General features: G+C 32.3%; 18 protein-coding genes. 14 read left to right on the forward strand and 4 right to left on the reverse strand.

Going from position 1 to position 14,511, the window contains the following annotated elements:
• Positions 1-816 precede the first annotated feature (816 nt).
• Positions 817-1,320, reverse strand: coding sequence for a DUF309 domain-containing protein (locus CN601_RS09425; RefSeq protein WP_179865505.1), 504 nt, complete (start codon positions 1,318-1,320; stop codon positions 817-819).
• A 111-nt stretch (positions 1,321-1,431) separates the two neighbouring features.
• Positions 1,432-1,548, reverse strand: coding sequence for a YjcZ family sporulation protein (locus CN601_RS09430; RefSeq protein WP_098120989.1), 117 nt, complete (start codon positions 1,546-1,548; stop codon positions 1,432-1,434).
• A gap of 208 nt (positions 1,549-1,756) precedes the next feature.
• Here CN601_RS09430 and CN601_RS09435 point away from each other — a divergent pair, with 208 nt between their 5' ends.
• The 13 genes from CN601_RS09435 (at position 1,757) to CN601_RS09495 (ending at position 12,142) form a co-directional block, all read left to right on the forward strand.
• A complete protein-coding gene (locus CN601_RS09435) occupies positions 1,757-2,527 on the forward strand; it encodes a segregation/condensation protein A (RefSeq protein ID WP_098170901.1) in 771 nt (256 codons plus the stop codon).
• Positions 2,527-3,108 (forward strand): SMC-Scp complex subunit ScpB, encoded by a 582-nt coding sequence (scpB, locus tag CN601_RS09440; RefSeq protein ID WP_098120991.1) that lies wholly within the window; start codon positions 2,527-2,529, stop codon positions 3,106-3,108. The genes CN601_RS09435 and scpB overlap by 1 nt, the downstream gene beginning before the upstream one ends.
• Before the next feature lie 72 nt (positions 3,109-3,180).
• Entirely contained in the window at positions 3,181-3,576 is a 396-nt protein-coding gene (locus CN601_RS09445) for a hypothetical protein (RefSeq protein WP_098120992.1), read from the forward strand.
• Between the two features lie 18 nt (positions 3,577-3,594).
• Positions 3,595-4,089, forward strand: a complete 495-nt coding sequence (locus CN601_RS09450) for a DUF3907 family protein (RefSeq protein WP_098120993.1) — start codon at positions 3,595-3,597, stop codon at positions 4,087-4,089.
• Positions 4,090-4,260: 171 nt separating this feature from the next.
• Positions 4,261-5,247 (forward strand): aromatic acid exporter family protein, encoded by a 987-nt coding sequence (locus CN601_RS09455; RefSeq protein WP_098120994.1) that lies wholly within the window; start codon positions 4,261-4,263, stop codon positions 5,245-5,247.
• A 118-nt stretch (positions 5,248-5,365) separates the two neighbouring features.
• The gene (locus CN601_RS09460) at positions 5,366-6,289 is read left to right on the forward strand and encodes a superoxide dismutase (protein ID WP_098170902.1); all 924 of its coding nucleotides are present in this window, start codon (positions 5,366-5,368) and stop codon (positions 6,287-6,289) included.
• A 147-nt stretch (positions 6,290-6,436) separates the two neighbouring features.
• The gene (locus tag CN601_RS09465; RefSeq protein WP_373604966.1) at positions 6,437-7,582 is read left to right on the forward strand and encodes a D-alanyl-D-alanine carboxypeptidase family protein; all 1,146 of its coding nucleotides are present in this window, start codon (positions 6,437-6,439) and stop codon (positions 7,580-7,582) included.
• Complete coding sequence (locus CN601_RS09470; protein WP_098170903.1) at positions 7,575-8,168, forward strand: nucleoside recognition domain-containing protein; 594 nt, start codon at positions 7,575-7,577, stop codon at positions 8,166-8,168. Before CN601_RS09465 ends, CN601_RS09470 begins: the two co-directional genes overlap by 8 nt.
• Positions 8,169-8,699 carry a spore maturation protein gene (locus tag CN601_RS09475; RefSeq protein WP_098120998.1) on the forward strand — a complete coding sequence of 177 codons (531 nt, stop codon included), beginning with the start codon at positions 8,169-8,171 and terminating at the stop codon, positions 8,697-8,699.
• A 220-nt stretch (positions 8,700-8,919) separates the two neighbouring features.
• On the forward strand, positions 8,920-9,840 hold the full coding sequence (locus CN601_RS09480) for a PLP-dependent cysteine synthase family protein (protein WP_098170904.1): 921 nt from the start codon (positions 8,920-8,922) through the stop codon (positions 9,838-9,840).
• A gap of 3 nt (positions 9,841-9,843) precedes the next feature.
• The gene (locus CN601_RS09485; RefSeq protein ID WP_098121000.1) at positions 9,844-10,998 is read left to right on the forward strand and encodes a bifunctional cystathionine gamma-lyase/homocysteine desulfhydrase; all 1,155 of its coding nucleotides are present in this window, start codon (positions 9,844-9,846) and stop codon (positions 10,996-10,998) included.
• Complete coding sequence (locus CN601_RS09490; protein WP_098121001.1) at positions 10,999-11,640, forward strand: class I SAM-dependent DNA methyltransferase; 642 nt, start codon at positions 10,999-11,001, stop codon at positions 11,638-11,640.
• A gap of 28 nt (positions 11,641-11,668) precedes the next feature.
• On the forward strand, positions 11,669-12,142 hold the full coding sequence (locus tag CN601_RS09495) for an S-ribosylhomocysteine lyase (RefSeq protein WP_098121002.1): 474 nt from the start codon (positions 11,669-11,671) through the stop codon (positions 12,140-12,142).
• Between the two features lie 678 nt (positions 12,143-12,820).
• On the opposite strand, the gene CN601_RS09500 is transcribed toward CN601_RS09495, so the two are convergent.
• A complete protein-coding gene (locus CN601_RS09500; RefSeq protein ID WP_098121003.1) occupies positions 12,821-13,093 on the reverse strand; it encodes a hypothetical protein in 273 nt (90 codons plus the stop codon).
• Positions 13,094-13,161: 68 nt separating this feature from the next.
• On the reverse strand, positions 13,162-13,440 hold the full coding sequence (locus tag CN601_RS09505) for a hypothetical protein (RefSeq protein ID WP_098121004.1): 279 nt from the start codon (positions 13,438-13,440) through the stop codon (positions 13,162-13,164).
• Positions 13,441-13,658: 218 nt separating this feature from the next.
• On the opposite strand from CN601_RS09505, the gene rluB reads away from it, so the two are divergent.
• Positions 13,659-14,387, forward strand: coding sequence for a 23S rRNA pseudouridine(2605) synthase RluB (gene rluB, locus CN601_RS09510; protein ID WP_098121005.1), 729 nt, complete (start codon positions 13,659-13,661; stop codon positions 14,385-14,387).
• Positions 14,388-14,511 lie beyond the last annotated feature (124 nt).

A 14,511-nucleotide genomic window follows, 5' to 3' on the forward strand; every position in this document is an offset into this window, starting at 1 on the left:
GGTGGGCCTGGTGGTATTGGCAAATAGATACACCTCCAAAAATATTTTGACGTACACTTTATATTATTTCGAAATAATTAATAGGATTGGATTTTATCATTAATTTGTTAATATATTTACAAATAAAATAATAGAACATAGGTATTCAGGTTAAATCTATGAATCAAATTTACTAGAATTAAGTCCATCTATCTGAATAAAATTTTATCGATATACTCCAAAGTATTTAGGGTCTGTTAAGTTTAAATGTTGATTTTTGAACAAAAGAAAAAACCACAATTTTATAGTGGTCAGAGTGTTGAAATATAAAATAGGCAATAGTTAAAATGTTACTAAGCGATCTATTTGATGGAAATTTGTAATCATTTGATGATGTTATTTATTTGTTTTAATAGATAATTTGTTTGTGAAATACCAACAAACTTTAGTAATTGCTCATTATGGGAATATAAAATATTGAAATGCAATTTCAATATTAAGTTTATAAATAGACGATTAATCGATATTAGCAAAATAACCGAGTATTTAATATCTATTTTTCTCAAAGTAAAGGGGATTAATAAGGTGCTTTATTGCATGCTTTTTTATTTTGAAGAAGTTGATTGGAACGAAAGGAGGCTCGACTCCTATGGGAAATGCGGGAAGGCTGAGACCCCACAGGCAAAGCCGAGGAGGCTTAGGTCTCGCCCCATGGAAAGCGAGAATCCTGTAGTGGAAATCAACCACATTCAGCTTCCTTAAATGGGAAAATTGTTGATTAATTGACAGTTTCTTTTTTAAACAGCAAAAAAAGTGCTCTTTTTTAAGAGTACCTTTTTAAATATTTCTTCTTAATTCCAACTGTTTTAATCTTTCAGTAATAACATCTGATCGATCACGAGTTGAATGTTTATTTATTAATTCTTCAGTAAATGTTGAGTAATGTTCTTTTTGATTTTGATAACGTCTGATTAATTCACGGTCATTTAGCGGAAGATCAAAATGTTTGTAATCTGTTTCATTTTGAATAGCTAACTGTAATTCTGAAATGATTTTATTAAAGTGAATAGAGTCAAGTCCGGCCATTGCTAATAAATTTTCATCATTAGAAAATGCAATAACATGACGCATTAATTTTTTTGCACCAGTAAAGTTTCTTCTTCTATAATGATATAATACAACGGATAATCTAATTAAACCTAACCATACTTTTTTATAATCTTCATTTAGCTCAAGCTTCCACTGTTCTTCAAGGATTTCATGACATTCAAAAAAATCATGATCAAAATGGAAATGACATAAGTATTTTATGTATCGTTCATTTTTATTGTAATGGACCAAGTTTTTCACCTCTTTATTACTCAAATTTTAACAGAAATGGATTTATTTAAAAAGAAGAAAACCTAGAGCTTATGTCTAGGCTTTCACGTTTTGTTTATTCACGGGGTTAAATTAGCAGACGAAAGCACATCCAACAATGATTAATAAAATAAATAATACTACGATTAAAGCAAAGCTTCTGCCGTGGCCGAAACCGCCGAACTCTGGAGAAACAGCACCTTTACTCATGAAATAACCTCCTTACCAAAAAAATAATTCTCTTGCACTGATATATTATGAAATTTATTAGAAATTGGTATAGGCAGAAATCTAAAAAATGTGGAACTATGGAACTTCATTAACGAAAAATCCTTTTCTGCTATATAGTTTTATGAAATAATACTTTATACTGTTAAAGAATATATTTTTATTATGAATGTAAGTTGGTGAGTAGTTTGTGAAGCAATATGAAGTTAAAATTGATGCATTTGAAGGGCCATTAGATTTATTACTTCATTTAATTCAACGATTTGAAATTGATATTTATGATATACCTGTATCTGAAATAACAGATCAATATGTTTCATATATTCATACAATGAAAGAATTAGAATTGGACATTGCAAGTGAGTATTTAGTGATGGCTGCTGAATTACTTGCAATGAAAAGTAAGAGTATTTTACCTAATCATGAAGAACAAGCTGATTGGGATGCGGTACTTGAAGAAGACCCTAGAGACGAGTTAATGAATCGATTAATTATATATAAGCAATTTAAAGAAGCGGCGATTGTATTTCAGGAAAAAGAATCAGAACGTGCGATGATTTTTACCCGAAATCCGGTTGACTTATCAGAATACGGACCTAGACCAGAAGATATTGTGATGCCGACGGATGTAACGATTTATGATATGTTTGGTGCTCTCCAAAAGCTTTTTAAACGTAAAAAGTTACAAGAGCCACTACAAACTAAAATCGTACGTGAAGAAATATCGATTGAAAAAAGAATGGATGAAATAATTACCTTCTTAAAAGGTAAAAAAAAGCGAACTAATTTCATTAGTCTTTTCCCATATAATGAGAAAGAAAGTATCGTAGTAACATTTTTAGCGATTTTGGAGTTAATGAAAACAAAAGAAATTGTCGTAGAACAGGAACAAAATTTTTCAGAAATTTTTCTAACATCACGGGAGGTTTTTGAAGAAAAACAAGCTGAGGTGTACTTGTAATGGAGCAGGAAAATAATTTATTAGGTGTTTTAGAAGGTTTATTATTTGTAGCTGGCGATGAAGGGATATCAATCGTGGAGCTATCAGAGACACTAGAACTAAATCAATCAGATGTCTTAGAACTAGTTGAAACCCTAAGAAAAGAATACGAACAACCTAATAGAGGTTTACAGATTAGAATTTTAGCAAATCGATATAAACTTACTTCAAAAAGAGAGCATGGTGAGTTTTTCAAAAAATTAGTTGAAAGTCCATCGAATTCTTCGTTATCACAAGCAGCATTAGAAACTTTAGCGATCGTTGCATACCAGCAGCCAATCACGAGAACAGAAATTGAAGATATACGTGGAGTTAAGACTGAAAAACCAATCCAAACTCTTGTCTCAAAATATTTAATAAAAGAAGTTGGACGAGCTGAAGGTACAGGGCGTGCAATTTTATACGGAACAACTTCCGAGTTTCTAGATTATTTTGGTTTAAAAAATATAAAAGAATTACCACCTTTACCACAAGATTTAAAAATGGAAGAGGTAGAAGCAGAAGCAGACTTGTTTTTTAGTAAATTTGAAAAGGAAGATTAGTTAAAAAATTCTGCAATTATTACCTTATCCTATGTTAAACTAATAGTATGGAAATCTTGGAGGGTGAAAGAATTGTTAATTTATAATTGTCATGGGTATGAATTAGTAAAGGCTCAGCCAAATACTTCAGAAGATTTTTTTAATCGCTCTGAAGTTGAATATGAATATAATGGTCAAAAAATTGTAACTTCTGTTTTATATGTAAGATTCTTCGAAGAAAAACTGTCAGAATTTAGTGCGTTGGAAACAACTAGATTATTTGAAAATGAAAATCTTTCGGTTGATTTTTGCGATATAGTTGCACTTGCATTAATTATTAAAAATCCTGACTATCGAGGAAGAAAGCGAATATATATTAATGAATTAGATCAATTCTCAAAAGAGTTACAAGGTGTTGATTTTGATAAAGTAGTAGGTTATGCGAAAAGTATGAAACAAAATTCAAATAAAATTGAAATATCGATCTAATTTAACGGAGGGAATAAAATGTCGAATAAGATGGTAGAGCATCAATTAAAAATTGTAGGAAATCAATTAGGTATTGTTGGTCTAGAATGTAATTTGTTTTTAAATAAGAATTCTTTACCGTCATTTCAACATGAAGATTCAAAAGTGGATAGTAACTACTTAGAGAAAATCCTGTCGTCACTGCGTAGAATTACAGTTTATTGTGAGGACGCACAGGAAGTGTGTGAGAAAATATTAAGTGGACAGTTTCATAAAGCAACTGCAGAAAACACATTACATAAAATTTATCACAGATGCATTGCAGAATTTTTCTCTCCTAAAAATGATGCGTGGTATGAAAATAGCCGTGCAGCTTACACAGGTAATCAAGCGATTACTTTTTATAAAGCTGTACCAAGTACTGTTCAAGATTTATTTTCGTCATTAGAAAAGGTTTTTCAACAGATGCGTGAAGAACTTGAGTATTATGAAACGGATTACTCAACAAAACAAATGCAACAATACAAGCAGTAATTAGAATATAGTTAAATGTAAATAGTATGTTTAAGACAAAAGACTAGAAAAAATTTCTAGTCTTTTCATTTTGGGTTAAAACAATAAAAAAATTGGATATTTCTAGAAATTTATATACGGGATAAGTTACAATACAATTGAAATTTCTTTTGTAAGAGAAGAGGATTAGAAATGAAACAAATGTATTCAATAGGACAAAGGACAATCAAAACAGCAATAGGTAGTGGAATATCCCTCTTGGTTGCCGAAACACTCCATCTGCAAAATTATAGTACAGCGGCTGTAGTTACTTTATTAAGTATTCAAAATACAAAACGCAGATCTTTTATTGTTGCGATCCAACGGTTTGTTGCTTCAGTTATTGCAATGTTAATTGGGTGGATGATGTTTGAGTTTTTGAGTTATACACCATTGACAGTAGTCATTTATTTTCTGTTAACAATTCCTTTATTAGTCACATTAAAACTACAAGAAGGTATCATTCCAAGCTCAGTAATCGTTTTACAAATCTATGTAGGAAATGATAAATCAATTTCATTTTTATTAAATCAAGTAGAAATATTGGCAGTAGGGATCTCGATTGCATTAATTATGAATACATATATGCCAAGTATTGAGAAGAAAATGATTGAATCTCAAAAGAAAATCGAACAAAACTTTAAGATGTTACTTCTTGGGATCGCTTTAAAAATGAAAGGTAAGGATGAAGATTTACAAAATGATTTAATAAATGAAACTAAAGCACTATTACATACTGCTAAAACATTGGCGTATAGACAAGTTGAAAATAGCTTTATAAAAACGAATTTATACTATATTAATTATTTTGAGATGAGGGAGCGCCAATTTGAAATAATAGCCAACCAAATTATTCCTTTATTAAAAAAAGTTGAGCTAAATTATCCTCATTCAAAAATTGTTGCTGAATTTTTTGAAGACACGGGTGTTTATTTAAAAGAAAAATCGACAGGAATTGAATTATTAGGTGAATTCAATCATATGATGAATGATTTCAGAAAGATGCCTTTACCAGAATCTAGAGATGAGTTTGAAACAAGAGCCAGTTTAATGATGATTGTATATGAATTGGAAAAAGTGATTTCATTAAAAATGGAGTTTTATTCAGAAAATCATACGGCATTGGAAAAAGCAAATTAATCATCTAATAAATGTGATTCACCTAAGTTAATCGCATGAATACAGGTAATAGCTATAATTTTAATGTCATACAATGGAGAGTAGAAGAGAAATTTATTTTCTCTGTTGGAGGTGTATGATGTTAAATCAATCTGAACTCGTCACTTACTTTCGGGAAGTCGAAATCTGGTGTGCAAATGTATTACAGTTACTGGCTGAAAGATTTGACCATATTCAAGAAAAGGAATTATTAGAATATAAAATTAAACTATTGTTAAACAGAATGGGAACAACGAATCATTATGTAGATCAAAATACTTTTTTAGATGAAATTAGTATGGATGTTGACGATATACAAGAACGGTTAATATCGATATTAAATGAAGAAGAGTATGACGATAGCTACGCTTATCGTGTAATGGACGTTGAAGAAAAAGTTGGCATTGGTAAGCACGAGCTTCCACCATTACCTTATCCTTATAATGCGCTAGAGCCGTATATATCAAAAGAAATTATGATGCTACATCATGATAAGCACCATAAAAGTTATGTAGATGGTTTAAATAAAGCCGAGATTGAGTTAGAAAAGTCCCGGAAAAATAAGCAATATGATTTAATTAAGCATTGGGAAAGAGAGCTTGCATTTCATGGGTCTGGACATTATTTGCATACGATCTTTTGGAATAATTTAAGTAAATCAGGTGGAGGGCAACCTCACGGAGCGCTATTAAAGCAAATTGAAGATGATTTTGGAAGTTATGATGACTTTAAAGAGCATTTTACACAAGCTGCTAAAAAAGTAGAAGGAGTTGGTTGGGCAATTTTAGTTTGGGCACCAAGAGCTAATCGTTTAGAAATTCTTCAAACTGAAAAGCATCAACTATTTACTCAGTGGGATACAATTCCTTTACTAGTTTTAGATGTTTGGGAACACGCATACTATTTACAATATAAATTTGATAAGGACGCATACATTACAAATTTTTGGAACATTGTTAATTGGCCAGATGTCAATTATCGATATGATTATGCTAGTCAATTAAAATGGCAACCATTTTACTAAATGCCATACATTATGAAGTGCTTAAATTCGCTAAAGGATAATACCTTAACGGATTTAAGCACTTTTTTTCTTAAAAAAAGTCATTTTTTTATAGTTTAATTCGTAAACTTGTACTAATTAGGACTAACTGTGGAGTTGATGCGAAAGATGAAAAAATGGCTAGTATTAGGAATCATTGGCTTATTTTTAATCGGAATTCTAATTCCGACGAATAATGTTAAAGCATTTGGAGGAGTTAGTGCTAGAAATGCCGTTTTGATGGACCAAAAAACTGGACGAATCTTGTATGGTAAAAAAATGCATGACTCTGAAAGAATAGCCAGTATTACAAAAATTATGACTGCGCTTTTAGCTGTTGAGTCTGGCAAAATGCAAAATACTGTAACAATTAGTTCAAGAGCAGTGCAAACTGAAGGGTCGTCAATTTATTTAAAACCTGGACAAAAAATTAAGCTAGAGGATTTAGTGTATGGCTTAATGCTTAGGTCAGGGAATGATGCTGCTAATGCGATTGCAGAAGCTGTTGGAGGAAGCATAGAAGGTTTTATTTATATGATGAACGAAAAAGCAAAAGAAATCGGAATGAGTAATACATATTTTAGTAATCCGTCGGGTCTCGATCAGCAAGGAAAAGAGCATTACTCATCTGCGTTTGATATGGCGTTATTAACTAGATACGCTATGCAAAATCCTAAATATGCAAAAATTGCTGGGACGAAAGTACATCGTGCGCCAAATACAGCAGAATCTTGGGACTATGTATGGAAAAACAAAAATAAATTACTGACTTTTATGTATAAGTATAGTACTGGAGGTAAAACAGGATTTACTAAAAAAGCAAGAAGAACACTTGTATCAACTGCTTCTAAAAACGGTATGGATCTAATCGTAGTTACACTCAATGATGGGCAAGATTGGCAAGATCATATGTCATTATTTGAATATGGATTTAGTCAATATCCTTTAACAAAAGTATTAAGTAAAGGCGGAATAAAGGAAGTAACAAATAAAAAATATAAAGGGCATGTTTATTTAAAGAATGATTTCTCTTATCCGTTAGAAAAGAAAGAGAGAGATCAGGTGAGAATAACAATCGAAATGCAAAAACCTACTAAAAAGAAAATCGCAAACGGTGCAATTGTTGGGAAAGCAATTATTGAATTAGAAGGGGAACAAATCGGGGTTCGAAATATTTTTTATAGTAATAGTAAAGTAAAAGTATTTACAAAAGAAATTATCCAAAATGGAAAAGATGTTCTATTAAGCTTAATGGGAGAGCACTCAGATGGTTAATATCATTTGGGTTGCTCTTACAATAATTGGTTTTATTTTTGCTATTGTCAATGGCACAATGGACGAAGTAAATAAAGCGGTATTCGATGGAGGAAAGCAAGCAATCACCATCATTATTGGACTAGTTAGTGTTCTTGTTTTCTGGTTAGGCTTAATGCGCATAGCAGAAGAATCTGGATTATTAAAAATCTTTTCGAAAATATTTCAACCCTTTTTATCTTTCCTATTTCCGAGAATTCCTAAAAATCACCCAGCTCTTGGTTATATTATGTCCAATATGGTCGCTAATTTATTTGGCTTAGGGAATGCTGCAACACCTCTAGGAATAAAAGCAATGGAACAACTAAAAATATTAAATAGAAATAGCAACGAAGCAAGTGATGAGATGATTACTTTTTTAACTTTAAATACGAGTGCTATTACATTAATTCCTACAACAGTGATCGGAGTTAGAATGGCGTATCATTCTTCAAATCCGACTGAAATAGTGGGTGTTACAATACTGGCGCAAGTTGTTTCTTTTATTGGGGGACTTGCTGTAAATAGCTATTTTGCAAGTAGGAGAAATCGAAGGGGGAGAAAATAAATGGGATATATGAATGCGGTATCTCTTTATATCATTCCATTTATTATCGCAATAATCTTAATACATGGAACATGGAAAAAAGTACCTACTTATGAATCTTTTGTAGAAGGCGGAAAAGAAGGAGTAACGATTGCAGTTCAACTCATTCCGTTTTTAGTCGGAATGCTCGTATCTATTTCGATCTTTAGAGCGTCTGGTGCGTTAGAGTTTTGTGTAGAACTTTTACGCCCATTATTAAGTTCGTTAGGTATTCCTGCAGAAGTTTTTCCGCTTGCCGTTATCCGCCCAATATCAGGTTCTGCTGCGTTAGGTATTACTTCAGATTTAATTAAAAGCTATGGGCCGGATTCTTTTATTGGAAGGTTAGCATCGACTATGCAAGGAAGTACGGATACGACTTTATATGTTTTAACAGTCTATTTTGGAGCAGTGGGCATTCGTAAAATGGGAGATGCTTTAAAAGTAGGCTTAATTGCAGATGCAATTAGTATTATTTTTTCAATCATTTTTGTCACAATGTTTTTTTCTTAATGCAACAAACAGGCAACTTGAATCAGTTTAATCACTATAAAAAGTACTTTTAATTCCTATAAAACGGGATAAAAGTACTTTTTTATTGCGCATTCCGTATTAATATCTTATAATACCAATAAGAATAGTTGGTATTAAGACAACGTTCAATTTTACCCATGTTGCATATAATGGATTGGAAGAAACTAACCTTTTTTGTAACATAAAGGAGTTTGAAACTATGAAAGTTGTAAAGTCAGTACACGAGCTGATTGGATCAACACCATTGCTTGAAATTACAACATTCCCCTTACCAAAAGGAACAAAACTATTTGCAAAGTTAGAATTCTGTAATCCAGGTGGAAGTGTAAAAGATCGGCTTGGAATGGAATTATTAGAAAGTGCATTTAATGAAGGTAAATTAGAAAAAGGTGGTACAGTAATTGAACCTACCGCTGGTAATACAGGAATTGGTTTAGCATTAGCAGCTATAAAATATGGAGTAAATGCTGTATTCGTCGTTCCTGAAAAATTCAGTTTAGAAAAACAAACTTTAATGAGAGCGCTTGGAGCTAAAATTGTAAACACACCTACAGAAGATGGAATGACAGGTGCTATAAAAAAAGCAAATGAACTATCAAAAGAAATACCGAATTCATTTGTACCTTCACAATTTAGTAATGAAGCGAATCCAAGAACGTATTACAAAACATTAGGTCCAGAGCTTTTTGACCAGCTTGATGGAAAAATAGATGTATTTGTTGCAGGTGCTGGAAGTGGAGGAACATTTACTGGAACAGCGATGTATTTAAAAGTTAAATTACAAAGTGTAAAAACAGTCATTGTTGAACCAGAAGGATCCATTTTAAACGGTGGGGAACCAGGATCACATGACACTGAAGGAATTGGAATGGAGTTCATTCCTGGGTTTGTAGATACGAACCTTTTTGATGAAATTTATACAGTTCTTGATGCGGATGCATTTCGATTAGTCAAAGAACTAGCAATAAATGAAGGACTTTTAGTAGGAAGTTCCTCAGGAGCTGCGTTATACGCAAGTTTAAAGGAAGCCCAAAAAGCAAAACCAGGGAGTACAATCGTAACGATTTTCCCAGATAGTAGTGAAAGATACTTAAGTAAAAACATATATAGCGAGGGATAAATAATGAAGAAAAAGACGGCGTTAATACACGGGGGAATTAGTAGAGATGAAACAACTGGTGCAGTTAGTGTTCCAATTTATCAAACTAGTACGTATAAACAAGATGCTGTTGGCAAGCATAGAGGCTTTGAATATTCCAGAACAGGCAATCCGACACGACATGCTCTTGAAGAGTTAATGAAAGACATCGAGCACGGAGTTGCAGGATTTGCTTTCGCCTCAGGTATGGCGGCAATTCATACTGTTTTTAGTCTATTCAAAACGGGTGATCATATAGTAGTTGGCGATGATGTATATGGTGGTACTTACCGTTTACTGACTAGAGTATTATCAAATTTAGGCGTAACAGCTACATTTGTTGATACAAGTAATATCGCTTTAGTTGAAAATGTTATATCACCAAATACAAAAGCGATTTTTATTGAGTCACCTAGTAATCCATTATTAAAAATTACTGATATTAAAGCAATTGCTAAACTTGCGAATGAATATGAATTGATAACGATTGTAGATAATACGTTTGCTACTCCATACTGGCAACAACCACTTACATTAGGTGCTGATATTGTTGTTCATAGTGGTACTAAGTACCTTGGAGGACATAGTGACGTAGTAGCGGGTCTTGCTGTAACGAATAGAGAAGACCTTGCAGAAGAATTAGCATTTTACCAAAATTCAATTGGTGGAGTTTTAGGTCCAAACGATAGTTGGATCCTACAACGTGGTATTAAAACACTTGGAATCAGAATGGAAGAGCATGAAAGAAATACTGAAGTAATTGTCAATTTCTTAACGAATCATCCAAATGTAAATAAAGTTTTCTATCCTGGATTATCGACTCACCCAAATCATGAATTAGCAAAACAACAAAGCAGTGGTTTTGGTGGCATGTTATCTTTTGAATTAAAAGAAGGTCTAGATCCAGAAGAATTTGTAGGCAAGTTAAAGTGGTTCACTTTAGCAGAAAGTTTAGGAGCAGTTGAGAGTCTTGTAGGAATTCCTTCAAAAATGACGCATGCATCGATTCCAAGGGAAAAACGAATTGCTTCAGGAATTTCTGATGAATTAATTCGATTATCAATCGGTTTAGAAGATATTGAAGATTTAATTGAAGACCTAGAACAAGCATTAATATTTCAAACATCAAAGGTGAGATAAATGGGTAGAGAGTTTTTAGATGTTTTTACTGGTTGGGCAGATAGTTACGATTCTTTTGTTCAAGGCCATGACCCAGAATATAAAGAAGCATTTCGACGTTATGATGAAATACTAGGTGAAATTGTTAAAAGAAGTGGAAATAGTATTCTTGAATTTGGAATAGGAACAGGCAATTTAACAAAATTACTTTTTGATGCAGGAAAAACTGTATTTCCAATCGAACCATCTCCTGAAATGAGAATTATCGCTTCAAAAAAATTAGGAGAAACTATTACAATTCACGATGGAGATTTAATTGATTTTCCAAAACCACAAGTACAAATTGATACAATTGTTAGTTCATATGTATTTCATCATCTAACTGATCTTGAAAAATATGAAGCTATTAAAATATATAGCTCATTATTGAATTCGGGTGGGAAAATTGTATTTGCAGATACAATGTTTTTAACTGAAAACGAATATAAAAACGAAATTACAAAAGCAGAACAGGCAAATTTTATCAATTTAAGAGACGATTTAAAAAGAGAATACTATCCATTAATTCCAGTTGTTCGTTCTCATTTTGAAAAAAATGGGTTTGATGTGAAATTCGAACAATATAATGATTTTGTATGGATCGTTGAAGCTACAAAAAAATAGAGAGAAGAAATTTAGGAGGAAATAGATTATGCCATCAGTAGAAAGCTTTGAATTAGATCACACAAAAGTAGTAGCACCTTATATTAGACATTGTGGTACACATGCAGTTGGAACAGACGGAGTTGTAACAAAATATGATATTCGTTTTTGCCAACCGAATAAGCAAGCTCTGCAACCTGCTACAATCCACACTTTAGAGCACTTATTAGCATTAAATGTCCGAGAAGCAGTACCTGCTGGAGACCCTTTTAAAATTATCGATTTATCTCCTATGGGATGCCAAACTGGATTTTACTTAATTATTGCTGGTACACCAACAATTTCAGAAGTAATCACATTATTACGTAAAACAGCTGAACTAGGATTACAAGTAGAAGAAGTACCAGCTGCGAACGAACTTCAATGCGGCCAAGCGAAACTTCACGACCTTGAAGGCGCAAAAAAATGGTTGAAATATTGGAGCGAGCAATCTGACGAAACATTAGAGAGTGTATTTGCTTAATATGAAAAACGTCATCTAAATTGATGACGTTTTTTTACTTTTGATAAAAGATTGTTATGCCTACAGCCGAACTGTGGATAAAAAAGGTAGAACTGCAAATGAAATGGCGGAAACTGCAAATAAAAAAGCCGAGCTGCAAATAAAAATGGAAGAACTGTAAATAAAATGGTGGAAACTACAAATAAAAAAGCCGAGCTGCAAATAAAAATGGAAGAACTGCAAATAAAATGGTGGAAACTGCAAATAAAAAAGCCGAGCTGCAAATAAAAATGGTAGAAATGCAAATAAAATGACGGAAACTGCAAATAAAAAAGCCAAATCTGCAAATATATTTTGATAAACTGCAAATAAGCCAATGAATCATTAATAAATGCGAGCTAAACTTACAATAATGAAATGAAATGACAGTGAAATCGATTGAAAATTGATCATAAAGCTTAAATCTATTAAAAATCATTAAAATGCTTTTGATTTTGGATTAAAAGTCCAATCATTTTGTCGGTATAGTTCAGTTTACCCTGCAGGTGCGCTAAAGAAAGAGGTAATTAACCTCATAGAGCTTCATTTATCTTTAGAAACATCGCTGATCAATGTTCTTTATTAAACAGCAAAAAAACGTCACCTAAATCGATAACGTTTCTTTTTTACTAATCTATCGGTCTTATTGGATATTGTTAGTTAATTTATCACAAGAAGTAATTTTTCTTTAGGGACAGTAAACTTGATTGATCCGATGTTTTCTTCAATATCTTCAATTGTTGGAATGTCATCAAAGCTTTGGATTGAGATTGCATCATCGAGGCAAAGTAATATGTATGGATAATTCGTTTCTGTAGAGTCATAGATTAATTTGTATGCTTTTGCAGGTTTATCTGATGTAAAAAAAACATCGCCTAATTTAAACGAACCGACTGAATTATATTTTATGGCAGGATTAAAGGAATAATTCATATAGTAAGCTCCTTTTTCATTTTTACTTATTATATTATTGACGGAATTTTAATAGATTAAACAGCAAACTAGTAATTTGCTTGAATTGTAATAGAAAGTTTATTTTTTTGTGTAACTAACGTGATTTCACCAATCCAATCTTCTATATCACCTAATGTTGGCATAATGTCATAATTTTGGACTAGTTTAGCATCTGATAGTGAAATAAGTACATATGGGAAGTCATCTTCATTTTCTTCAAAAACAAGCATGTAGATTGTTTCATGTTTTTTAGTAATCAGTACACTACCTGGCGTTATTATTTTTGAGCGATCAAATGCGGAAGGGTGTTTTAAAGTTAAATTCATTTCTATTACCTCATTTCTGCAAATCTAGTAAATTATATGATAGATTTTTGAAAATATGAGTAGAAGGTCAGTGGAATCGACTCAGATAAAATGCAGTAAAGTATTAGATTTTTGTTTTATTTTTTTGTTCGTTTCCTTTTAAAAGCTAATTCCTTTTCTTTTCTACTTGTTTTCAATTGTATAAATCTGTATGATGGTTGAAGAGGTGAAATGATCGAATGGAAAGATTACAGAAAGTTATTGCTAGGGCAGGAATTGCTTCTCGTCGTAAAGCAGAAGAGTTAATTAAAGAAGGTAAAGTAAAAGTAAATGGTCAGGTTGTTACTGAGTTAGGTGTAAAAGTGAGCGGTAATGATCGTGTTGAAGTGGAAGAGATTCCTATTGATAAAGAAGAGCCAGTTTACTTCCTTTTATATAAACCATCAGGCGTAATATCAAGTGTGTCAGATGATAAAGGTAGAAAAGTTGTAACAGACTTTTTTCCAATGATTAAACAACGTATTTATCCAATTGGTAGATTGGATTTTGATACATCAGGTATTATTTTACTAACAAATGATGGAGAATTTTCAAATTTACTTCAACATCCAAAATATGAAATAGATAAAGAATATATTGCAAAAGTAAAGGGGATCCCTACTAAGGAGGGATTGCGTAAGTTAGAAAGAGGAATTATGCTTGAGGATGGGAAAACTGCTCCTGCTCAAGTTAAGATGATTTCGCTTGATAAAGGCAAAAATACTGCAATTATTAGACTAATCATTCATGAAGGTAGAAACCGTCAAGTTAAGAGAATGCTTGAAGCGATTGGATCACCAGTTATGAAATTAAAACGTGAGCGATATGCATTTTTAGATTTAACTGGATTAACTCCTGGTGATGCAAGAGAACTTTCACCTCATGAAGTAAAAAAAATAAGAGCAATGGCTTCAGCTAAGCCTCGCTAATGCCGAGTCAGACTGTTGATAACGCGTTCCTTTTCGAATGGCATCCCTTTTACAAGCTAACTGCTTATATGGCTGGCATTTTGACAAGACTGTGTTTATATCAGTCTGATATCATATATTTGGA

The organism is Bacillus sp. AFS017336, from assembly GCF_002555445.1.
Classification (GTDB): Bacteria; Bacillota; Bacilli; order Bacillales; family Bacillaceae_G; genus Gottfriedia.

Bases quoted from the DNA above. Each gene is read 5' to 3' on its own strand.
- rluB (WP_098121005.1), top strand. From the start codon at position 13,659: ATGGAAAGATTACAGAAAGTTATTGCTAGGGCAGGAATTGCTTCTCGT.
- CN601_RS09485 (WP_098121000.1), top strand. From the start codon at position 9,844: ATGAAGAAAAAGACGGCGTTAATACACGGGGGAATTAGTAGAGATGAA.
- CN601_RS09490 (WP_098121001.1), top strand. From the start codon at position 10,999: ATGGGTAGAGAGTTTTTAGATGTTTTTACTGGTTGGGCAGATAGTTAC.
- CN601_RS09430 (WP_098120989.1), bottom strand. From the start codon at position 1,548: ATGAGTAAAGGTGCTGTTTCTCCAGAGTTCGGCGGTTTCGGCCACGGC.
- CN601_RS09505 (WP_098121004.1), bottom strand. From the start codon at position 13,440: ATGAATTTAACTTTAAAACACCCTTCCGCATTTGATCGCTCAAAAATA.
- CN601_RS09470 (WP_098170903.1), top strand. From the start codon at position 7,575: ATGGTTAATATCATTTGGGTTGCTCTTACAATAATTGGTTTTATTTTT.
- CN601_RS09450 (WP_098120993.1), top strand. From the start codon at position 3,595: ATGTCGAATAAGATGGTAGAGCATCAATTAAAAATTGTAGGAAATCAA.
- CN601_RS09480 (WP_098170904.1), top strand. From the start codon at position 8,920: ATGAAAGTTGTAAAGTCAGTACACGAGCTGATTGGATCAACACCATTG.
- CN601_RS09455 (WP_098120994.1), top strand. From the start codon at position 4,261: ATGAAACAAATGTATTCAATAGGACAAAGGACAATCAAAACAGCAATA.
- CN601_RS09495 (WP_098121002.1), top strand. From the start codon at position 11,669: ATGCCATCAGTAGAAAGCTTTGAATTAGATCACACAAAAGTAGTAGCA.
- CN601_RS09465 (WP_373604966.1), top strand. From the start codon at position 6,437: ATGAAAAAATGGCTAGTATTAGGAATCATTGGCTTATTTTTAATCGGA.
- CN601_RS09500 (WP_098121003.1), bottom strand. From the start codon at position 13,093: ATGAATTATTCCTTTAATCCTGCCATAAAATATAATTCAGTCGGTTCG.
- CN601_RS09475 (WP_098120998.1), top strand. From the start codon at position 8,169: ATGGGATATATGAATGCGGTATCTCTTTATATCATTCCATTTATTATC.
- CN601_RS09460 (WP_098170902.1), top strand. From the start codon at position 5,366: ATGTTAAATCAATCTGAACTCGTCACTTACTTTCGGGAAGTCGAAATC.
- scpB (WP_098120991.1), top strand. From the start codon at position 2,527: ATGGAGCAGGAAAATAATTTATTAGGTGTTTTAGAAGGTTTATTATTT.